Here is a 21,076-nt window from a genome sequence, read left to right as displayed (position 1 = left end):
ACACTCCTTGGTTGATGGGGGCGCATCTCAGTACGTGGTCTTCAGCAGGGCGCCGACGGCATGGGCGGCATCCGGCGGCGGCAGCGTCACGTCGGGGCCCTTGCGCAGCCATTTCTTGGCGAACACAAAGAAGGTGACGAACAGCACCAGGTAAAACACGCAGAACATCAGCATGCTGCCGGCCACGGCGGGGGCGGCCACGTCCGAGACGGCGTCGCGCGTGCGCAGCAGACCGTAGACGACCCACGGCTGGCGTCCCACTTCGCGCACGATCCAGCCGCATTCGACGGCGATGTAGGGCAGCGGGATGGTCAGTACCCAGGCCAGCAGCAGCTTGCGGTTGCGCAAAAATGCTTCCACCCGTCCGCCCGCCTTGCGCCACACCACTACCGTCCAGAACGCCAGCAGCACGAACCACATGCCGATGCCGGCCATGGCGCGGAACGCGTAGTACAGCAGCGGCAGCATGGGCGGCTGGTCTGCGCGGGTGATGTCGGCCAGGCCCGTGATCTTGCCCGTGGCGCTATGCGTGGCGATCACGCTGAGCATGCCGGGCACTTCCAGCGACCAGTCGTTCTTTTGCTCCGCCTGGTTGGGCCAGGCCAGCAGCGACCAGGCCGCGCCCTCGCCATCGCGGTTCGTGTGCCAGTGGCCTTCGATGGCCGCGCCCTTGGCGGGCTGGGTCTGGAAGACGTCGACGCCGCTGGAGTCGCCCAGCCACACCTGCAGCGGCGCGATGACGAGCAGCAACATCAGGGCCAGCTTGAACGAGCGGGCGAAGAAGGCCGGTTCGCGGCGCTTGAACATATACCAGGCGGAAATGCCGGCGATGACGAACAAGCCCGTTTCCACGGCGGCCACCCACATGTGGCCCACGGCCCAGGCCATGTCCGGGTTGAAGATGGCGGCCACGTAATCGGTGACGATGATCTTGCCGTCGACCACGCGCACGCCGGCCGGCGTCTGCATCCAGGAATTGGCGACCATGATCCAGAACGAGGAAATGCTGGAACCGAGCGCCACCATGCCGGTGGCAAACAGGTGCACGCCCTTCGGTACGCGGCCCCAGCCGAACATCATGATGCCGATGAAGCCCGCTTCCAGCATGAAGGCCATGGCGCCCTCGAAGCCGAGGATGTTGCCGATGAACTGGCCCGAGTGGTGCGAAAACGGCGCCCAGTTGGTGCCGAACTGGAATTCCAGGGGGATGCCGCTGACGACGCCGACGGCAAAGTTCAGCACCAGCAGCTTGCTCCAGAAGCGCGCGTGGCGGTAGTACACAGGGCCGCTGGTGCGCAGCCACAGCGCCTCGACGACGAACAGGAACAGCGACAGGCTGATCGTCAATATGGGCCACAGGATGTGGAAGATGGCCGTCATCGCGAATTGCGCGCGCGACAGGTCCAGCGTATCGAAACCGCACATGGCGATCTCCTGTTCAGCTGATGGCGGCCGAAGGCGCCAGCAGCACGGGGATGGATTTGAAGGTCGGCGTGCGCGAACCGTGGCCCACGCTGTCGAGCGGCACCAGCGGATTGGTTTCCGGGTAGTAGGCGCCGATGCAGCCGCGCGGGATGTCGTACTCGACCAGCAGGAAGCGGTCGGCCCGGCGTGCTATGCCGTCATGCCACACGCCGATCAGGTCGACCCAGTCGCCGGCCGCAAAGCCCAGCATGGTCAGGTCGTCCTTGTTGATGAAGACCACGCGGCGCTGGCCGAACACGCCGCGGTAGCGGTCGTCCATGGCGTAGATCGTCGTGTTGTACTGGTCGTGCGAGCGCGTGGTCATCAGCACCATCAGGCGCTCGCCATATTGCTGGCGCGCACGGTGGATCGGCGTGTCCTGTTCCACGGCGTTGACGAGGAATTGCGCCTTGCCGCTGGCCGTCTTCCACACGCGTTCGCGCGAGGCGATTTCCAGGTGGAAGCCGCCGGGCTTTGCCACGCGCAAGTTGTAGTCGAAAAAGTCGTCGAAGACCTGTTCGATGGAATCGCGCAGCAGCGCATAGTTGCCCGAGTAGCGCAGCCAGTCGATCTTCGCGCTGCCCAGGGTCGCTTGCGCCATGCCGGCCACGATGGCGATTTCCGAGCGCAAATTGGGCGAGGCGGGCTGGTTCATGCCGAACGAGATGTGCACCATGCTCATCGAATCTTCCACCGTGACGCCCTGCGCCACGCCCGCCTGCACGTCGATTTCCGTGCGGCCCAGGGTGGGCAAAATCAGCGCATCCTTGCCGTGCACGAGGTGGCTGCGGTTGAGCTTGGTGGCGATGTGCACGGTCAGGTCGCACGAGCGCAGCGCATCCCAGGTGCGCGGCGTGTCCGGCGTGGCCATCGAGAAATTGCCGCCGAGCGCGACGAACACTTTGACTTTCTTTTCCAGCATCGCCTCGATGGTGCCGACGGCGTCGTAGCCGTGGTGGCGCGGCGGTTCGAAGTTGAAGACGAGGCCCAGGCGGTCGAGGAATTCCTTGGTCGGCTGTTCCTCGATGCCCATGGTGCGGTCGCCCTGCACGTTCGAATGGCCGCGCACGGGGCACAGTCCCGCGCCGCGCTTGCCGATATTGCCGCGCATCATCATCAAGTTCGACAGGATTTGCACGGTGGCCAGCGAATTCTTGTGCTGCGTCACGCCCATGCCCCAGGTGGCGATGACGGCCTTGCCCTTCACATAGATCTGCGTCAATTCCTCGATCTTGTCGCGCGCCACGCCCGATTCGGCCAGCAGCAAGTCCCAGCTTTCGGCGCGCAGGTCGGCGGCAAAGGCGTCGAAGCCGCTCGTGTGCTCGGCGATGAAAGCGCAGTCGAGCACGCGCTCCTGGCCGTGGGCGACGGCGTCGTCATCGAGCTCGATCACGCGCTTGGCCATGGCCTTGATCAGCGCGAAGTCGCCGCCCAGGGTGGGGCAGATGAACAGCGAGCAAATGTTCGTGCTGCCGCCCGTCAGCATTTCCAGCGGATGCTGCGGGCTCGTGAAGCGCTCCAGGCCCCGCTCGTGCAGCGGATTGATGGAAACGATGACGGCGCCGCGGCGCGACGCTTCGCGCAGCTCGCCCAGCATGCGCGGGTGGTTGGTGGCCGGGTTCTGGCCGAACAGCAGCAGGGTGTCCGCATGCTCGAAATCGTCGAGCAGCACCGTGCCCTTGCCGATGCCCACCGTTTCCGGCAAGCCGCGGCTCGTCGCTTCGTGGCACAGGTTGGAGCAATCGGGGAAGTTATTCGTGCCGTAGGCGCGCACGAAGAGTTGATACAGGAAGGCCGCCTCGTTGCTGGCGCGCCCCGACGTGTAGAAGGCGGCCTGGTTGGGGTCGTCCAGCGCGTGCAGGTGGTGCGCCACCAGGGCAAAGGCATCGTCCCAGGCAATGGCCTGGTATTTGTCGCTGGCAGCGTCGTACACCATGGGGTCCGTCAGGCGGCCATGTTGTTCCAGCGCATAGTCCGACTGTTCCATCAGCTGCGTGACGGTGTGCTCCTGGAAGAACTCGGGGCGCACGCGCTTGCTCGTCGATTCGGCGGCCACGGCCTTGACGCCGTTTTCGCAGAATTCGAACGTCGACGCGTGTTCGCGGTCGGGCCAGGCGCAGCCGGGACAGTCGAAACCATCGGGCTGGTTTTGCTCGAACAGCGAGCGGTAGTTGCCCGCGCTGACTTTTTCCTTGAACAGGTTGATGGCCACGTACTTGAGGGCACCCCAGCCGGCCGCGGCATGGGTGTAGGGCGCGATGCGCGCGTCGGACTTTGGCTTGCTCATGATGACTCTCCTGGTGATATGCGATGGGACAGTCACATGGTAGGGGCGGCGCGCTGCCCCGTAGGCGCACAGTTCCGGGCAAAAAAACAGAGTACAGATGGGGCGCGGGCGATTTGCGTCGCGCCGGCACTGTCCCTGATTTATGATGCAGGCGAGGGCAGTGCAGCGTGCGCGCCCGGTCTTGCGCGAGGAAGAAGATGCAACAGGAAAATGCGGGAATCGACGAGGCGCTGGTGGCGTTGCTGGCGCTGTTGTGGCAAGCGCGCCAGGACGCGCCGGAAAAGCCGTGGTCGCTGGCCAAGCTGGCCAAGCGGGCGGGAGTACAGATGAGCACATTGTTGCGCCAGCTCAATGCACTGTCCAGCGCGGGACTGGCGGTGGTGGCCACGGCCGAGCATGGCGGCGGCAGCGCTTCCCTGAGCGCGGCGGGCGCGCAACTGTGCGCCACGGTATTTGCCGCGCCGCCCGCGCCATAGCGGCCCCATCCGGCGCGTCTGTACTCTATCGCCGAGTGCCGGACTGTACCTCCTGATGGATCGCCATCGGCCTTATGCTGGACGCTGACGATTGAATAAGCAGGGGGCACAAATGAACACCATATGGTATCCGCAACAGGCGATCTGGCAGCCCGGCATGCCGCTGGCCGCCGACGAGTTTGCCGCAGGGCCGGTCCATGCACCGTTTGAACCGTGCGTGGACATGCTGGGCCGCCCATTGACGGACTTGCGCATTTCCGTGATCGACCAGTGCAATTTTCGCTGCACCTATTGCATGCCGGCCGAGCTGTACCCCAGCGACTATCCCTTCCTGCCATCGAGCGAACGCCTGTCCTTCGCACAGATCGAGACCATGGCGCGCGCCTTCGTGCGCCTCGGCGTGGACAAGATCCGCATCACGGGCGGCGAGCCGTTGTTGCGCAAGAACCTCGAGCAGCTGATCGAACGCCTGGCGCGCCTGGCCACGCCGGATGGCCGCGCCGTGACGGTGGCGCTGACGACGAATGGCAGCTTGCTGGCGGCCAAGGCGCGCGCGCTCAAGGATGCGGGTCTGGCGCGCGTCACGGTCAGCCTCGATAGCCTGGACAATGGCATTTTCCAGCGCATGAACGGCGTCGATTTTCCCGTCGAGAAAGTGCTGCACGGTATTGAGGCAGCGCAAGCCGTGGGCCTGAACCCCGTGAAGGTCAACATGGTCGTGCAAAAAGGCGTCAACGACAGCCAGATCCTGCCGCTGGCGCGCCATTTCCGCCATACGGGCGTGGTGCTGCGCCTGATCGAATTCATGGATGTGGGCGGCATCGGTGCCTGGTCGCGCACGCATGTCGTCACTTCGGACGAGGCGCGCGCGCTGATCGAAGCCGAGTTCCCGCTGCTCGCGCAGGCGGACGGCAAACCCGTGTCGCACGAGACGGCCAGCCGCTTTCACTACCGCGACGGCGGCGGCGAAGTGGGTTTCATTTCCAGCGTGTCGCAGCCGTTCTGCGGCGATTGCAGCAGGGTGCGCGTATCGTCGGACGGCAAGATGTTCCTGTGCCTGTTCGCCCACGATGGCGTCGACCTGCGGCCCCAGCTTGACTCCGCACCAGGGCTGGAAGCCGTGCTGCGCCAGCACTGGCAGCGCCGCGGCGACCGCTATTCGGAAGTGCGCGGCGCCCTGGCCCAGCTCGGCGAGCGCAAGCAGTATCGCACCGTGCGCATGTCGCTGGTGGGCGGCTGACGGCGCGGGAACGGCTACAGGAATTCGGTGATGAGCTTGCCCAGCAGGATGATCGCTTGCTCGACGCCCACGCTCCACGGATAGCTGTAATTGAGGCGGATGCAATGCTTGTAGGCATGACTGACGGAAAACATGCGGCCCGGCCCCACCGTGATCCGGCATTCCAGCGCGCGCCGGTACAGTTGCATGGAATCCACATTACCGGGCAATTCCACCCACAGCACATAGCCGCCCTGCGGGTGCGAGATCTTGGTACCGGCAGGAAAGAAGCGCTGCACGGCGGCCGCCATGATGCGCGCCTGCTGGGCATAGGCCTTGCGCACGCGGCGCAGGTGCTGTTCGTAGCCATCGTTTTGCAGGTATTCGGCGATGGCCAGCTGCGGAAACGACGAGGTGGTCAGCGTGTTGAGGAATTTCAGTTCCTCGACCTTGCCGCGGTAGCGTCCGGCCAGCGCCCAGCCCACGCGGTGCGCCGCGCTCAGGCTCTTGGAAAACGAGGCGCAGTGCAGCACCAGGCCCTTGCGGTCGAACGATTTCAGCGACGAGGGGTGGGCGTCGCCGAAATACAGTTCGTTGTAGACGCCGTTCTCGATGGCGGGCACGTCGTGCCGCTCCAGCAGCTGGTACAGGGCCAGCTTGCGCTGGTCGGACATCTGGAAACCGAGCGGGTTCTGGAAGTTCGGCATCACCATGACGGCGGCGATCGGCTGCTGGGCCATGATGTCGGCCAGCGCCTCGATGCTGATGCCTTCATACGGGTCGGTGGACACTTCCACCACTTTCATGCCCAGCCGCTCGACGGCCATCAGCATGGCATAGAAGGTGGGCGACTCGACGGCGATGGTGTCGCCCGGCCTGGCCACGGCTTGCAGGCACAGGTTGATCGCTTCCGTGGCGCCCACGGTGACGATGATTTCATCCGGATCGACGGCCAGGCCGTTTTCCAGGTAGCGGCGGGCGATTTCGCGTATCAGTTGCGGGTTGCCCGGCGGCAGGTCGTCCGTCACGCTCCAGGCGCGGTTGCGGCGCGCCACGCTGCCCGCATACTGGTTGATGCGTTCCCAGGGAAACAGCGACGGGTCGGGGTAGGGTGAACCGAGCGGGATGGCGTCGTTCAGGCCGATCGAGCGCAGCGTCGACAGCACCAGGCGGCTGACGTGCACTTCGGCCGGCACGGGGCTGGGATGCGACGCCTGCATGCACATGGCCGGCGTGGCCGCGTCGCTGGCGCGCTGGCGCACGAAGTAGCCGGACTGGGGCCGGCTTTCGATCACGCCCATGCTTTCCAGCTTGACGTAGGCGCGCAGCACGGTGGTGATGCTCAGCTTGTGCTGCTGGCTGGTCTGGCGCACCGAGGGAATGCGTACGCCGGGCAGCAGCACGCCCTTGGCCACCAGTTGTTCGATGTCGCCAACGAGCTTTTCATACAGTTTCATGCAGTGGTATCCGTGTTTGTATTCTTGCTCTACGTCATTGCATTATCTGCCAAATCATGGCCGGGAATGGCTTTTTGTCGACGCTGGCGGGGGTGAGGCGGCTGCATGGCATCGCATGTTGCCGAAATGAAACGGGCATTTGCCGCTTCCTGGTTTAAGATCGATAGACAGAATGAAAGGGAAACACTGGCCATGGCTATTCCACAGAGCATGTTGTCCATCGTCGCGCGCGACGAAGTGCATTTGCAGTTCACGCTGAAGGCGGGCGTCGCCATGGGATCCTTGTTCAAGGCCCTGGGCGCCTTGTGGGACGCGGGCACGACGGGCATCGCCGACCCCACCCTGAACCGCCATCATCAATTGACGGGCGGCACGGCCAACATCGTGCTGGGATTCAAGCCCGAGCTGTGGCGCGCCGCGTCCGCGGCCTGCCTGCCGGACAATCTGCACTCGTTTGCCGACGATCTCGTCGGCATCAACGGCATGCGCGCGCCCGCCACCCAGCACGACCTGTGGGTGTGGATCACGCAATCGAACGCGGCCACCCTGTATGACAGCATGCGCGCGGCCGTGACGTTGCTCGGTCCTTACGCCGACCTGGCCAGCGAGCAGGTGTGTTTCCCGTACCATAACAATGTGACGTTCGACGGCTTTGCCGACGGCGTCGCCAATCCGAATCCGTTTCGCGCCAATGGCGTGGCCATCATTGCCGACGGCGACCAGGGGGCGGGCGGTTCCACCGTGCTGCTCCAGAAATGGCGGATGGACGTGGAGCGCCTGCGCGCCTTGCCCGTGCACGCGGCCGAACAGGTGTGGGGCCGCACCAAGGCCGGCAGCCACGAATTGTCGCCGCAGCCCGAGGATAGCCATGTGGGGCGCAACCAGTTCCGGCGCAACGGCGAGGAAGTCGATATCGTGCGCCGCAATGCCAATTACGGCAATGCCACGGAAGCGGGCATCATGTTTGTCGGTTTTTGCAAGGACATCACGGTGACCATGGGCATGTTGCGGCAAATGTATGGCGTCGGCGACGACGGCGTCGCCAGGACGGACCGGCTGCTCGATTTTTCCACGGCGCTGTCGTCGGCCATCTATTTCGTGCCCGCCATCGACGCCCTGTTGAAGATGGGTGTTTCGCCTGCGGATCCCGGTTAAGCTGCCGTTGCCGGTACAATCGCCAATTATTGACCAGTCACCCCACAGGAGTCTTCCGATGCGTATCCCTACCAAAAAACTGCTGTCCGCCCTGATCGTCGGCAGCGTCGTCGTCAGCGCCGGCGCCTCGGCCGTCGGCCTGGGCTTTCTCGCCGACACGCCGATGGCGTATCTGAACAAGAATGACAAGCCCGTGTTCGTCAAGGCCGTGACGGCCGTGCTGAACGAGAAAAAGGATGGCGAAACGACGCCATGGAGCAATGAAGGCTTGCGCAATTCCGTGCGCATCCGCGCCGACATCACGGCCAGCGACACGGAAAAGACCGATGCCCAGGTATGCCGCAAGGTGCAGGTAGCCTTGAGCGCCAAGGGCCAGGAACAGACCCTGAAGCTGAAAGTGTGCAAGAGCGGCACCGAGGCGTGGAAAGTGGCGAAGGTCTGATGCCCTTGTTTTGATTGCGCCACACCCTGCCGTGTATTTTCCCGGCAGGGCGGCGACTTTCTCATAGGCAAGCTACACAGCGGTTAGAATCACGTTTTACCTTCATCTTTCCCCCGCATGCAGCAAAGTCGCCTCCTGTTTTTCCGCCTGGCCAGCCAGTTCCGCCGCTATGGCGCCATCGTAGCCGGCACCCTGCTGGCCGTGGGCGTGGCGTCCGCCACCGATGTGTTATTGATCCGGCAATTGCAAAACGTCGTCGACGCCATGCGCGACACGGCCAGTGCACAGGTGGCGCCCGTGTCCGGCGTGATGGGCATGTTGCAGGGCTGGGTCGACCGCTTCCTGCCGGCACAGGCGGGGCAGGTGGATATCTGGGTGATACCCGCCACCATCCTGGGCCTGGCCGTGCTGCGCATGGTGTCGAGCTTTGCCGGCGATTACGGTTCCGTATGGCTATCGAGCCGGGTGCAGGCCGACCTGCGCGAAAAGATGTTCGCCACCATCATGCGCCTGCCCAGCCGCTTTTTCGACACCACCACCACCAGCCTGACGCAGTCGCGCGTGGCCTTCGACGCCAGCCAGGTGTCGCAGGCGGGCTTGAACGTGCTCAACGTGATGGTGCGCGATTCCGTCGCCACCATCGGCTACCTGATCTTGCTGTTCAGCATAGACGTCAAGCTGGCCCTGTTCTGCATGGCGTCGATGCCCATCGTGGCCCTGGTGGTGACCCTGGCGGGACGGCGCATGCGCCACCTGAGCAAGAGTTCGCAGCAAGCCGTGGGCGAGCTGACTTCCGTGCTCGACGAAAGCATCGGCGGCCAGCGCGTCGTGAAAATATTCGGCGGGCAGGATTATGAGCAGGCGCGCTTCGTCGACGTTGTCAAGCGCAACCGCCAGTTGGCCGTCAAGCACGCGGCCACCTCGGCCATGAATTCCGGCTTCATCATGATGCTGGTCGGCATTACCCTGTCCTCCGTGATTTATTTCGCCATGCTGCGCGCGCAAAGCGGCGCCATCACGCCGGGCGCCTTCGTCGCCTTCATGGGCGCGCTGATGGCGATGCAGTCGCCGATCAAGAACTTGACCAAGATCAATGAGCCGCTGCAGCGTGGCCTGGCGGCGGCCGAATCCGTGTTCAGCCTGATCGACACGCCGCTGGAACCGGACCCGGGCAGCATCGCGCCGGCCACGGTGCAGGGCAACCTGGCGCTGCGGAACGTGGACTTCCGCTACAACAGCGACGATCCCGATGCGCCCACGGCCCTGAGCAATATCTCGCTCGATATCCGCGCTGGCGAAACGGTGGCCCTGGTGGGCGGCTCGGGCGGCGGCAAGACCACCTTGCTGGGCCTGCTGCCGCGCTTCTATGACGTCAGCGGCGGCCAGATCCTGCTCGACGGCGTCGACTTGCGCGACTACGCCTTGCTGGCCCTGCGGCGCCAGTTCGCCCTCGTCAGCCAGGACGTGATCCTGTTCAACGACACGATGGCGGCGAATATCGCCTATGGCGACCCGGCGCCGGACCAGGACAGGATCGAAGCGTCGGCGCGCGCCGCCTATGCGCACGACTTCATCATGCAGCTGCCGCAAGGCTACGCCACGCAGGCGGGCCAGAACGGTTCGCGCCTGTCGGGCGGACAGCGCCAGCGCCTGGCGATCGCGCGCGCGCTGTACAAGGATGCGCCCATCTTGCTGCTCGACGAGGCCACCAGCGCGCTGGACACGGAGTCGGAACGTTCGGTGCAGGCGGCGCTGGAAGTGCTGATGCGCAACCGTACCACCATCGTCATCGCCCACCGATTGTCGACCATCGAAAGCGCCGACCGCATCGTCGTCATGCAGGGCGGGCGGCTGGTGGAATCGGGCAGCCATGCGGCCTTGCTGCAGCAGGGCGGCGCGTATGCGCGCCTGCATGCGAGCCAGTTGTCGCCCGTCAAGGACGGCGTGGCTTGACGGGCGGCGCGCCTGCCGCGCCAGCCAGTCCCGAGGCCGGAACCGGACCAGCAGGTCGGTTCCGGCTTTTTTTTGTCGGGAGCGGCAATCGTGCCCGTGGCGAACGGCGCTTGCCTTTATGATGGCAGCCGCAAGGCAATATGAGTAATGGAGCAACATGAAGAACCGACAGACGATGCGCTGGCTGCTGGCCGCCGCGCTGGGCATGAGCACGGCCTTGCCGTTGATGGGGCAGGCGCAGACAGCATTGCCGGCGACGGCGTCCGATCAGGCGCAAGAGGAAGAACAGACCATGTATCTGGATGAAAATTTCGTACCGAGTAATCAGCGCCGCGCCGCGTACGCGCTGCGCACGCCGCCCGTGCGCGACGAGGCGCTGGGCGCCTGGCATGTGCGGCTCGAATTTCCCGACACGCCGGGCGTGCCGGCCTTTGAAACCTATGCCACCGACCTGGACCTGAGCCAGATCAAGTTCGTGCGTTTTCGCAAGTATTACTACGAGAGTGGCCAGCTGCTGCGCGAGACCTACTTCAATGCCCAGGGCGAGGAGCTGCTCGGCGGCTGCGTGTACTTCGAGAATGGCCAGGTGCAGCAAAAGGTCACGCCGCTGCCGAACGGGCGCGACAGCATCTCGGAAACGTATCACGAGAATGGCCAGCTGATGAACCGCACGCTGTATCACGGCGACGAGATGGCCGATGGCGAGCATGTGTCGTATGGCGCGAATGGGGCCGTCAGCAGCCGCTCGTATCAACGCAATGGCAAGATGCATGGCGTGCAGGAATTGTTTTATGCGGACGGCAAGCTACACCGGCGCGGACGCTTCGTCGATGGCAAGCGCGAGGGCGAGTTTGTCCGGTATGCCCAGGACGGCAGCGTGCTGGCGATGACCGTCTGGGTGCACGACCAGCCCGACGGCTGGTCGTTTGAAAGCCATGACAATGGCGTCGTGTCGAACAAAACGCTGTACCGGAAGGGCGCCGTGCTCAGCTTGCAAACATGGGCCCCGAATGGCCGGCCCAATTTTGCGTGGCAGAAAGACGCACAGGGGCGCGACCACGGCGATACGACCGATTGGCATGCAAACGGCGTGCGCGCCAGCGTGACCCCGTTTGTCGCGGGCCAGCGCCACGGCCTGCTGCAAATCTGGCACACCGATGGCAGCCTGCAGCAGATCGTGCCCTATGAACACGGCAAGAAGCACGGCATCGAGCGCCACTGGGACAGGAATGGCAGGCTGGTGCAGGAGCAGGCTTGGCAGGCTGGGCAGTTACTGCCTGTCGGCCAGGCGGAAGTGGGAGCGCGCTAGCCGATGCAGGTATCATGTAGGGATTCCGGTCCGCCAGCAGGCGCGATGCCGGATCTGATAACTGGAGGCAATGGTGGTGGAAGCGGAAGTATCGGCGCTGGCCAAGGCGCAAAGCCTGGCCTTGCAAAACATGCGCGTCGTCATGCGCGCGGCGCAGCGGCATTCGGCGCAGATCGAGAAGCAGTGCGGCGTGTCGGGCGCGCAATTATGGGTGATGCAGGAACTGCTGGAGCGGCCAGGCCTGCGCATGGGCGAACTGGCCGTCAAGATGTCCATCCACCAGACGACGGCCAGCAACCTCGTCGACGCGCTGGTGAAGAAAAGCTATGTGCGCAAGGCGCGCGACCAGCCCGACCAGCGCGTCGTGACCCTGACCCTGACGGCCGAGGGCCAGGCCGTCATCGCCGGCGCGCCGCAGCCGGCGCGGGGCTTGCTGCCCAGCGCGCTGGGCCAGCTCGACGCCGACAGCCTGGCGCACCTGAACCAGGGCTTGAACGCCTTGCTGGCCGTGGTCGCTCCCGACGACCGCAAGGCGGGACTGCAGCCGTTTCCGTTTACGATGTAGCGTCCCGGCTGGCTTGCGGCAGCCGTTGCAGCTGCAGCTGCGCCAGCGCGCCGTACAGCGGCTCGCTGAGCACGCGCGACACCGTGCTGGCCACGACGGCGCAAGCCATCAGGCTCAGCACCATGCCGTGGCCGTCGACCATTTCCATGACAATGATGAAGGCCGTCAGCGGCGCCTGCGTGGCGGCGGCCAGGAAACCCACCATGCCCAGCGCGATCAGGGCCGGCGCGTGCGGGTAGTGCAGCAGTTGCGCAATGTCATGCCCGATACCGGCGCCGATGGCCAGCGAGGGGGCGAAGATGCCGGCCGGCACGCCCGACCAGACGGTCAGCCACGTGGCCACGTACTTGAAGGCAACAAAGGCGGGCGTGGCCTCGCTGGCGCCGTCGAGCATGGCGCGCGTGGCCACGGTGCCGCTGCCGAACGTGGCGCCGTGGCTGGCGATGCCGATGGCCGCCACAGCCAGGCCGCAGACGGCGGCGAACAGCACGGGCCGGCTCGTGCGCCAGGCGGACAGCCTGCCCAGCGGGTTGCCGCGGGCGGACGCCAGCAGCAGCCGCGCGAACAGGCCGCCGGCCACGCCCGCCACCAGGGTCACCAGCAAGCCGGGCAGGGCCAGCGCCAGGCCGATGGGGCCCGGATGGATGATGCCGAAATGGGTGGCGTTGCCGTGGATGGAAACGGCCATCATGCCAGCCAGTACGATGCCTGCCACGATCAGGCCGCTGTTGCGCTGCTCCGGCGAGCGCGACAGTTCCTCGATGGCGAACATGACGCCGGCCAGCGGCGTATTGAAGGCGGCCGCGATGCCGGCCGCGCCGCCGGCCACCAGCAGCGAATGGGCGCTCACCTGGGAATGGCGCGGCAGCCAGCGGCGCGCGGCCAGCATCACGCCGGCGGCGATCTGCACGGAAGGCCCTTCGCGCCCCAGCGACAGTCCGCCCAGCAAGCCGCCCGCCGTCAGGCCTATCTTCGCGGCGCTGAGTTTCAGGGACACAAACAGCGAACGCTGCTCCGCTGCCACGGCCGGGTCCAGCGTGGCCATCACTTGCGGAATGCCGGAGCCGGCCGCCCCCATCGCGTAACGGCGCGTCAGCCAGACGAGCAGGGCGGCGCAGGCCGGCGTCCACAGCAGGGCGAACCACCAGGCCTTGCCATTCAAGAACAGGAACAGCTCGAGCGCTTCCTCCGCCAGCCACGTAAAGCCGACGACGACGAGGCCCGCGATGGCGGCCATGCCGACGACGACGGCGCGCGACCACCACAGGCGCGGGTTGGCAAATTCATGCTTGAAGGCAGAGGGGATGTCGTGCAAGTGCTTCATTGCGGCAAGTCCAGGAAGGGGCGCGCAGGGCGTCGGGGAGACCTCCCATTATATAGATGTATTTGTTCAAATGTATTTCGCGTGCCTTATTTGTGGGCAGCAGGCGACAGAATGGCCGCTGCGGCCAGGAAATCGACGAGCGCCCGCACCTTCGGCGCCAGGTGCGGCCCGGATGGCCACAGCAGCCAGCAACTATGGGCCGGATGGCCGACGATGGCGTACCCGGCCAGCACCTCGGCCAGGCTACCGTCATCGATGGCGCTGCGCACATAAAAGTCGGGCAGCCAGGCGATGCCCAGGCCTTGCCGGGCGAAGTGCCGGCGCGCTTCGACGTTGTTGCAGATCATGGACTGCGGCAAGTCCGGCGCTGCCTCGCCATCGTCCTGACGCAGCTGCCATGGTTCGACCTTGCCGCTGTGGCGGAAGCGGTAGTGCAGACAAGCATGCTGTTGCAGCTCAAGGGGATGCTGCGGCGTGCCGTGGCGCGCCAGGTAGGCGGGGGAGGCCACGAGGCAGGAGCGGAACTGGCCCAGCTTGCGCGCGGCCAGGCGCGAATCGCGCGGCGCGCCAATGCGGATGACGGCGTCGAAGCCGTCGCCGACGACATCGGCCAGCGCGTCGGAAAAATCCAGCTCGAGCGCGATGGCCGGATAGCGCGCGGCGAAATCGGCCAGCGCGGGCAGGAACAGGCCGCCCAGTTCCGGCAAGCCCAGCCGCAGCCTTCCCTGCGGCGCCAGATTGCCCGTCAGTTCCTCCTGGGCGGCCTGCATTTCCGCCAGGATGGTCTCGCTGCGCGCGAGGAACAGCTTGCCCTCGGCCGTCAGGCTCAGCTGGCGCGTGCTGCGCTGGAACAGGCGCGCGCCCAGCCGGTGTTCGAGGCGGGCCAGGCTCTTGCTGACGGCCGATGGCGAGACGCCGGCCTGGCGCGCGGCGGCGACAAAGCTGCCCGCCTGCGCCAGTTGCACGAACAGGGCCACGCCGGACAGCTTGTCGTTGGGTTCAATCTTCATGATTCATGACAGTTTGGTCAGTAGTGAAACGTATTGAAGCATATTTTTCTTTGTGACGCGATTGCCTACCATGCGGTTTTAATTTGCAGGAGCATGCAATGAAGATGATCGGTTTCAGCAAGGGCAGCGGCGTGGACGACGAGCATGGCCTGTTCGACACGACGGGCGCAATGCCCGTGCCCGGCCCGCGCGACGTGCTGGTGCGTGTGCGCGCCGTCGGCGTCAACCCGCTCGATGTCAAGGTGCGCGCCGGGCTGGTGCCGGTGCCGGACGGCGTCGTCACCCTGGGCTGGGATGCGGCCGGCGTCGTGCATGCGGTGGGCAGCGCCGTGACCCTGTTCGCGCCCGGGCAGGCCGTGTATTACGCGGGCTCGTTCGACCGCGCGGGCGCGAACGCCGACTATCACCTGGTCGACGAGCGCATCGCGGGGCGCATGCCGGCGACCCTGGATTTTGCCCAGGCGGCCGGCGTGCCGCTGGCGGCGCTGACGGCGTGGCAGCTGCTGTTCGAGCGCTTTGCCATCGCGCCTGGCGACAGGCAGCCGCGCGGCAGCCTGCTGGTGCTCGGTGGCGCGGGCGGCGTCGGTTCCATGCTGATCCAGCTGGCGCGCCGGCTGACGGGCCTGACGGTGATCGCCACGGCGTCGCGCGGCGACAGCATGGAGTGGTGCCGCGCCATGGGGGCGCACCACGTGATCGACCACACGCTGCCCTTGCCGGCGCAGGTGGCGGCATTGAACGTGGCGCCGGTCGCGCACGTTGCCGCCCTGTCGCACACGGCACGGCACTGCGCGGCACTGGTGGAACTCATCGCGCCGCACGGCAAGCTGGCCGTCATCGACGACCACGCTGTGTTCGATGCGGCGCCGCTGAAGGGCAAGAGCGTGCCGCTGCACTGGGAAATGGTGTTTACGCGGCCCCTGTACGGCACGGCCGACATGCTGGAGCAGCAGCGCATCCTGCACCGCGTGGCGGCGCTGATCGACGAGGGCGTGCTGCGCCACACCGTGCGGCGGCGCTTCTCGCCCATCGATGCGGCCACCTTGCGCCAGGCCCATGCGCTGCTGGAGCGGGGCGGGCAGGCGGGCAAGGTGGTGCTCAGCGACGAGTAGGACTCACACGAACAGTTCGTGCCGCGCGCTCTGGCTGATGGCGATGGTGGCCGGGTGGCTCAGGCGCCGCTCCGTGGTGATCGCATACACTTGTTCGACGAGGCTGTCGACCCGGCCCAGCGCCACCACGCCATGCTGTTCGCACACCTGGGGCGCGATCACGGTGGGGGCGAAGAACAGGCCGGCGCCGGACTGGCCGAAGGCCTGCATCATGGCGCTGTCGTCGAACTCGCCGACGATGCGCGGGTGCAGATTGTTTTCGCCGAGCCACTGCAGCAGGCGGCCGTAGATGGCGAAGTCTTCGCCCGGCAGCAGCAGCGGGGCGCGGTTCAGGCACTGGGGGAAGCCGCCTTCCAGGGTGGCGGCCAGGGCCGGCGTGCCGAACACGGTCATGCCGCTTTCGCCAAGCAGGTGATTGAAGCCGCGCACGCTCAGGTGGGACGGCATGGGGCGGTCGGCGATGATCAGGTCCAGCCGGTGCACGGCCAGGTCCGCCAGCAGGCTGGCCAGCCGGCCCTCGCGGCAAATCATGCGCAGCGGCTCGGCCAGGCCCAGCGCCGGTTCGACGAGGCGGCAGGCGATCAGCTTCGACACGGAATCGGCGCAGCCGACGCGGAACGTGGTCGTCGCCGTGCGCGACTGGTCGCGCACGATCTCGAGCAATTCATCGCCGGCGCTGAAGATTTCTTCCGCATGGCTGAGGATGCGCCTGCCCGTGTCCGTCAATTCCAGCTTGCGCCCGCTGCGGCGGAACAGTTCCACGCCCAGGCTGTCGGCGAAGTCGCCGAGCTGGCCGGAAATCGACTGCGGCGTCAGGTGCAGCTGCTCGGCCGCGCGGGCGATGCTGCCCGTCTTGGCCACCATCCAGAAGTAACGCAAATGCTTGAAGTTGAGTGCGGACATCGCGGATCCTTGTATTGATACATCGAATTTTTCGATGTATTCGTAAATTATATTCGATTTGTTCGATGTTTTGATTCGGCATATGATGACTGCTTCATTCATGCAAGGAGAACACCATGTGCTGGAATACAGGCAGAGACTGTAGCGGAGGCCAACGATGAACGGCCTGGAAAGCATTGCCACGGCCCCCATGTGGGCCGGTTTCATCGTCTTCGTGCTGCTGATGCTGGCGCTGGACCTGTTCGTCTTCGGCGGCAACAAGGCGCACAAGGTCGGCGTCAAGGAAGCGGCCACGTGGTCGCTGGTATGGGTCAGCCTGGCCATGCTGTTCAACGGCGGCCTGTGGTGGTATCTGAACGGCACGGCCGGCGCCGAGGTGGCGAACCAGAAGGCGCTGGAATTCTTTTCCGGCTACCTGATCGAGAAAGCGCTGTCGGTCGACAACGTCTTCGTCTTCCTGCTGATCTTCAGCGCCTTCCAGGTGCCGCTCCAGTACCAGCGCCGGGTCCTGATCTACGGCGTGCTGGGCGCCATCGTCATGCGTGCCGTGATGATACTGGCCGGCGCATGGGTGGTGAGCGAGTTCAGCTGGGTGCTGTACCTGTTTGGCGCCTTCCTGTTGATTACCGGCATGCGCATGCTGGTGGCGGCCGATGCCGAGCCGGACGTGGCGAACAACCCGGTGCTGCGCTTTGCCCGCCGCCACTTGCGGGTGGCCGATGGCGACCACGGCGAACGTTTCTTCGTGGCCAAGGGCGGTTTGCGCTATGTCACGCCGCTGTTCCTCGTGCTGATCCTGATCGAGGTGACGGACCTGATTTTCGCCGTCGATTCGATCCCGGCCATCTTTGCCATCACGACGGATCCGTTCATCGTGTTCACGTCGAACCTGTTCGCCATCATGGGCTTGCGGGCCCTGTACTTCCTGCTGGTGGACGTGGCTGACCGCTTCCATATGCTCAAGTATGGCCTGGCGATGGTGCTGGTGTTCATCGGCTCGAAAATGCTGATCATGCCGTGGTACCACGTGCCCGTCGAAGCATCGTTGCTGGTGGTGGCCGTGCTGATCGTCGCCAGCTGCGTGGCCAGCGTGTTCATCAAGCCTGGCGATAAAAAGTAAACCGCAGTACCGCGCGCCCCGCATGGCGGTGGCGCGCCTCTTAACTCACAATGAAAGAATGGAATCATGCGTACGTATTCGGTAAACAGTCCCCAGGCAGCGGGACGCATCCTGGCCCTGATGATGATCGTCGATGGCAACCTCGACAGCTCGGAATTGCAGGCCCTGCACAGCAGCAAGATCCTCGAGCATATCGACCTGGAGCCTGCCGCCTTCCAGCAACTGCTGCAAGACCTGTGCGACGACATGCTGACCTCGACCGTGCATGGCGCCATCCAGCTGGGCCATGGCGTGATCGACAGCCTGCTGGAAGAAATCAGCGACCCGGACCTGCGCCGCAAGCTGCTGCACGCCATGTGGAAGATCGCCGACGCCGACGACTGGCTGGCCGATGGCGAAGCCGTGCTGCTGTCGCGCGCCGGTGCGGCCTGGTCGGCGGAAACGAACTTCCGCCGCCATGCCGCCTGATGGGTCTTACGCCGTCTTGTGTCCCATGGCAATGACGGCGGCGCCGGCCAGGGCCAGGCCCACGCCGGCGATGTCGGTCCAGGCCGGCGTGATGCCGTCCACCAGCCACAGCCAGCCCAGGGCCGTGGCGATATAGATGGCGCCATACGTGGCGTAGACTCTGCCGCTGGCGGCTGGATGCAGGGTCAGCAGCCACACGAAGATCAGCAGGCTGATGGCGGCCGGCAACAGCAGCCAGGCGCTGCCCTTGTTGCTTAGCCACAGCATGGGCAGGTAGCAGCCCAGCAGTTCCGCCACGGCCGTGACGGTAAACAGGCCGAAGGTGCGGGCCAGGCTGGTCCATTCGATGGCGTCGTTCATGGTATTCCTGTGATGTGGTCAAGCCGTCATTGTAGCTGCCAGGCAATCTGGCAGCCGCTGGCGCGGACGGCGCCGGCACTGCTATGATCGGGTTCGCACCCCGAGGAGACAAAATGACGACGACCCCAGCGCCGCGCGCCTTGCTGCAAGCCATGTTCCATGCCGCCGTCGAGGCGGCGCAGCCGTCGCACTGCGTGCCACCCCATCTGCCGCCCGTCCCGAAGGGACGCCTGATCGTCATCGGCGCCGGCAAGGCGTCTGCCGCCATGGCCCAGGCCGTCGAGCAGCACTGGCCGGGGCCGCTGTCGGGCCTCGTCGTCACGCGCTACGGCTATGCTGTGCCGTGCGCGCGCATCGACATTGTGGAAGCATCGCATCCCGTGCCGGATGCGGCCGGCATGGCGGCCGCGCGGCGCATGCTCGATCTGGTGGCCAACTTGCAGCCTGATGACACGGTGCTGTGCCTGATCTCGGGCGGCGGCTCGTCCCTGCTGGCCCTGCCGCTGGACGGCATCACTTTGGCCGACAAGCAAGCGCTGAACCGCGCGCTGCTGGCGTCCGGCGCGACCATCGGCGAAATGAATTGCGTGCGCCGCCACTTGTCGGCCATCAAGGGCGGGCGCCTCGCTGCCGCCTGCCACCCGGCGCAAGTCATCACTTTGGCGATTTCGGACGTGCCCGGCGACAAGCTAGGCGATATCGCGTCCGGTCCCACGGTGGGCGACGCCACGAGCTGCGCGGACGCGCTGGCCATCGTGCGCCGCTATGGCCTGGTCTTGCCGGACAGCATACAAAAAGCGCTGGAGAGCGGACGTGGCGAATCCGTGAAACCCGCTGATCCGCGCCTGGCGCGCACGCGAACGACCCTGATCGCCACGCCGCAGATGGCGCTCGAAGCGGCAGCTAGCGTGGCGCGCGCGGCCGGCGTCACGCCGTATATACTGGGCGACAGCCTGGAAGGCGAGGCGCGCGACGTGGGCACGGTGATGGCCGGCATCGCGCGCCAGACGGCCTTGCGGGGCCAGCCGTTTCCCGCCCCCTGCGTCTTGCTGTCGGGCGGCGAAACGACGGTGACCGTGCGCGGCAACGGCCGCGGCGGGCGCAACGTGGAATTTTTGCTGGCGCTGGGCATCGCGCTGGAAGGGCCGGAGGGAATCCACGCGCTGGCCGGCGATACCGATGGCGTCGACGGCCAGGAAGACATCGCCGGCGCTTATCTCGCCCCCGATACCCTGCGGCGCGCCTGGGCGCTGGGCATCCATCCCCGCGACAGCCTGGACAACAACGATGGCCACGGCTTCTTCCAGGCGCTGGGAGACTCCGTGATCACGGGCCCGACCTTGACGAATGTCAACGATTTCCGGGCCATCCTGATTACCTGATTACTGGAAATTTTCCAGCACAATCTTGCCTTTCGCCGTGTTGCTTTCCAGCAGGGCATGCGCGCGCTTCAGGTTGGCCGCGTTGATGGTGCCGAAGCGCTCGGCCAGGGTGGTCTTGATGACGCCCGCGTCCACCAGCTGCGCCAGTTCCTCGAGCAATTCATGTTGCTGGATCATGTCGGCCGTCTGGAACAGGGAACGGGTAAACATCAGTTCCCAGTGCAGGGACACGCTCTTGCCCTTGAACTTGCGCACGTCGATATGCTCGGGGTCGTCGATCAGGGCGAACTTGCCTTGTGGCGCGATCAGCTCGACGATCTGCTCGAAGTGCTTGTCGGTCTGGTTCAGGCTGATCACATAGTCGACGGGCGGCAAGCCGAGGCGCGTGATTTCGGCGGCCAGCGGCAGGCTGTGGTCGATCACGTGGTGGGCGCCCAGTTCCCTGACCCAGTCCGTCGTTTCCGGGCGCGACGCCGTGCCGATGATGGTCACTCCCGTCAGCTGCCGCGCCAGCTGCACCAGCACGGAACCGACGCCGCCGGCCGCGCCGATCACCAGCAGCGACTTGCCGCCGAGATTCTTGTCGCGGCTGATCTGCAGGCGGTCGAACAGCAATTCCCAGGCCGTGATCGCCGTCAGCGGCAGGGCGGCGGCGGGGGCGAAATCGAGGCTGGCCGGCATGTGGCCCACGATGCGCTCGTCGACCAGCTGGAACTGGCTGTTGCTGCCGGGGCGGTTGATGGCGCCCGCATACCAGACCTTGTCGCCGACCTGGAACAGGGTGACGTCCGGGCCCACGGCCGTGACGACGCCGGCCGCATCCCAGCCCAGCACTTCCGCCTGGCCCTCTTTCGGCTGGCGATTCTTGCGCACCTTGGTGTCGACGGGATTGACGGAAATGGCGTGCACGGCGACGAGCAGGTCGCGGCCCGTGGCGACGGGCGTGGGCAGCTCGATGTCGAGCAGGGCGTCGGCATCCGCGATGGGCAGGCTGTGACGGTAGGCGATGGCTTTCATGGGTGTCCTTGACTAAGAGTGAACAGGGGATGACGTATGATGGTGGCTTTCCC

The 21,076-nt window shown here is 65.6% G+C and carries 19 protein-coding genes; 11 read left to right on the top strand and 8 right to left on the bottom strand.

Annotation, left to right across the window (positions count from 1 at the left end; genetic code table 11):
• Positions 1–27: 27 nt before the first annotated feature.
• Complete coding sequence (locus O0880_RS24875; RefSeq protein WP_289889239.1) at positions 28–1,425, bottom strand: cytochrome ubiquinol oxidase subunit I; 1,398 nt, start codon at positions 1,423–1,425, stop codon at positions 28–30.
• Between the two features lie 13 nt (positions 1,426–1,438).
• Positions 1,439–3,751, bottom strand: coding sequence for an FdhF/YdeP family oxidoreductase (locus O0880_RS24870; RefSeq protein ID WP_289889238.1), 2,313 nt, complete (start codon positions 3,749–3,751; stop codon positions 1,439–1,441).
• A 197-nt stretch (positions 3,752–3,948) separates the two neighbouring features.
• Between O0880_RS24870 and O0880_RS24865 the strand changes: the two genes are divergently transcribed.
• Together O0880_RS24865 and moaA are read left to right on the top strand one after the other, a co-directional pair.
• A complete protein-coding gene (locus O0880_RS24865) occupies positions 3,949–4,227 on the top strand; it encodes a helix-turn-helix domain-containing protein (protein ID WP_289889237.1) in 279 nt (92 codons plus the stop codon).
• Positions 4,228–4,450: 223 nt separating this feature from the next.
• A complete protein-coding gene (gene moaA / locus O0880_RS24860; protein WP_289889361.1) occupies positions 4,451–5,467 on the top strand; it encodes a GTP 3',8-cyclase MoaA in 1,017 nt (338 codons plus the stop codon).
• 14 nt (positions 5,468–5,481) lie between these two features.
• On the opposite strand, the gene O0880_RS24855 is transcribed toward moaA, so the two are convergent.
• The gene (locus tag O0880_RS24855) at positions 5,482–6,903 is read right to left on the bottom strand and encodes a PLP-dependent aminotransferase family protein (protein ID WP_289889236.1); all 1,422 of its coding nucleotides are present in this window, start codon (positions 6,901–6,903) and stop codon (positions 5,482–5,484) included.
• A 192-nt stretch (positions 6,904–7,095) separates the two neighbouring features.
• Between O0880_RS24855 and O0880_RS24850 the strand changes: the two genes are divergently transcribed.
• From O0880_RS24850 to O0880_RS24830, 5 genes are all read left to right on the top strand, one after another.
• Positions 7,096–8,058 (top strand): Dyp-type peroxidase, encoded by a 963-nt coding sequence (locus O0880_RS24850; protein ID WP_289889235.1) that lies wholly within the window; start codon positions 7,096–7,098, stop codon positions 8,056–8,058.
• 58 nt (positions 8,059–8,116) lie between these two features.
• The gene (locus O0880_RS24845; RefSeq protein ID WP_289889234.1) at positions 8,117–8,500 is read left to right on the top strand and encodes a hypothetical protein; all 384 of its coding nucleotides are present in this window, start codon (positions 8,117–8,119) and stop codon (positions 8,498–8,500) included.
• A gap of 117 nt (positions 8,501–8,617) precedes the next feature.
• Positions 8,618–10,453, top strand: a complete 1,836-nt coding sequence (gene msbA / locus O0880_RS24840) for a lipid A export permease/ATP-binding protein MsbA (RefSeq protein ID WP_289889233.1) — start codon at positions 8,618–8,620, stop codon at positions 10,451–10,453.
• A 157-nt stretch (positions 10,454–10,610) separates the two neighbouring features.
• Positions 10,611–11,762: a toxin-antitoxin system YwqK family antitoxin gene (locus O0880_RS24835; protein WP_289889232.1), complete on the top strand. Its 1,152-nt coding sequence runs from the start codon at positions 10,611–10,613 to the stop codon at positions 11,760–11,762.
• 70 nt (positions 11,763–11,832) lie between these two features.
• Positions 11,833–12,327 carry a MarR family transcriptional regulator gene (locus O0880_RS24830; RefSeq protein ID WP_071324645.1) on the top strand — a complete coding sequence of 165 codons (495 nt, stop codon included), beginning with the start codon at positions 11,833–11,835 and terminating at the stop codon, positions 12,325–12,327.
• Here the strand turns inward: O0880_RS24830 and O0880_RS24825 are convergent.
• Together O0880_RS24825 and O0880_RS24820 are read right to left on the bottom strand one after the other, a co-directional pair.
• Positions 12,317–13,651, bottom strand: a complete 1,335-nt coding sequence (locus O0880_RS24825; protein ID WP_071324644.1) for a chloride channel protein — start codon at positions 13,649–13,651, stop codon at positions 12,317–12,319. The genes O0880_RS24830 and O0880_RS24825 overlap by 11 nt on opposite strands.
• 86 nt (positions 13,652–13,737) lie before the next feature.
• On the bottom strand, positions 13,738–14,661 hold the full coding sequence (locus O0880_RS24820; RefSeq protein WP_289889231.1) for a LysR family transcriptional regulator: 924 nt from the start codon (positions 14,659–14,661) through the stop codon (positions 13,738–13,740).
• A 98-nt stretch (positions 14,662–14,759) separates the two neighbouring features.
• Between O0880_RS24820 and O0880_RS24815 the strand changes: the two genes are divergently transcribed.
• Positions 14,760–15,773, top strand: coding sequence for a zinc-binding alcohol dehydrogenase family protein (locus tag O0880_RS24815; protein ID WP_289889230.1), 1,014 nt, complete (start codon positions 14,760–14,762; stop codon positions 15,771–15,773).
• A 3-nt stretch (positions 15,774–15,776) separates the two neighbouring features.
• Here O0880_RS24815 and nhaR read toward each other — a convergent pair whose 3' ends face one another.
• Positions 15,777–16,676 (bottom strand): transcriptional activator NhaR, encoded by a 900-nt coding sequence (gene nhaR, locus O0880_RS24810; RefSeq protein ID WP_071324641.1) that lies wholly within the window; start codon positions 16,674–16,676, stop codon positions 15,777–15,779.
• A 157-nt stretch (positions 16,677–16,833) separates the two neighbouring features.
• Here nhaR and O0880_RS24805 point away from each other — a divergent pair, with 157 nt between their 5' ends.
• Both O0880_RS24805 and O0880_RS24800 read left to right on the top strand, forming a co-directional pair.
• Positions 16,834–17,796, top strand: coding sequence for a TerC family protein (locus O0880_RS24805; protein WP_071324640.1), 963 nt, complete (start codon positions 16,834–16,836; stop codon positions 17,794–17,796).
• Between the two features lie 66 nt (positions 17,797–17,862).
• On the top strand, positions 17,863–18,264 hold the full coding sequence (locus O0880_RS24800) for a TerB family tellurite resistance protein (RefSeq protein ID WP_071324639.1): 402 nt from the start codon (positions 17,863–17,865) through the stop codon (positions 18,262–18,264).
• Positions 18,265–18,270: 6 nt separating this feature from the next.
• Here the strand turns inward: O0880_RS24800 and O0880_RS24795 are convergent, their stop codons facing one another.
• Positions 18,271–18,624 (bottom strand): YnfA family protein, encoded by a 354-nt coding sequence (locus O0880_RS24795; protein ID WP_071324638.1) that lies wholly within the window; start codon positions 18,622–18,624, stop codon positions 18,271–18,273.
• Between the two features lie 113 nt (positions 18,625–18,737).
• On the opposite strand from O0880_RS24795, the gene O0880_RS24790 reads away from it, so the two are divergent.
• Positions 18,738–20,006 (top strand): glycerate kinase, encoded by a 1,269-nt coding sequence (locus O0880_RS24790; protein WP_289889229.1) that lies wholly within the window; start codon positions 18,738–18,740, stop codon positions 20,004–20,006.
• On the opposite strand, the gene O0880_RS24785 is transcribed toward O0880_RS24790, so the two are convergent.
• On the bottom strand, positions 20,007–21,023 hold the full coding sequence (locus tag O0880_RS24785; protein ID WP_289889228.1) for a zinc-binding alcohol dehydrogenase family protein: 1,017 nt from the start codon (positions 21,021–21,023) through the stop codon (positions 20,007–20,009).
• Positions 21,024–21,076: the final 53 nt, after the last annotated feature.

Source organism: Janthinobacterium sp. SUN118 (assembly GCF_030397695.1).
GTDB lineage: Bacteria > Pseudomonadota > Gammaproteobacteria > Burkholderiales > Burkholderiaceae_D > Janthinobacterium.
The sequence above is the reverse complement of the archived record's forward strand: the minus strand, read 5'-3'. Positions and strand labels throughout refer to the sequence as shown.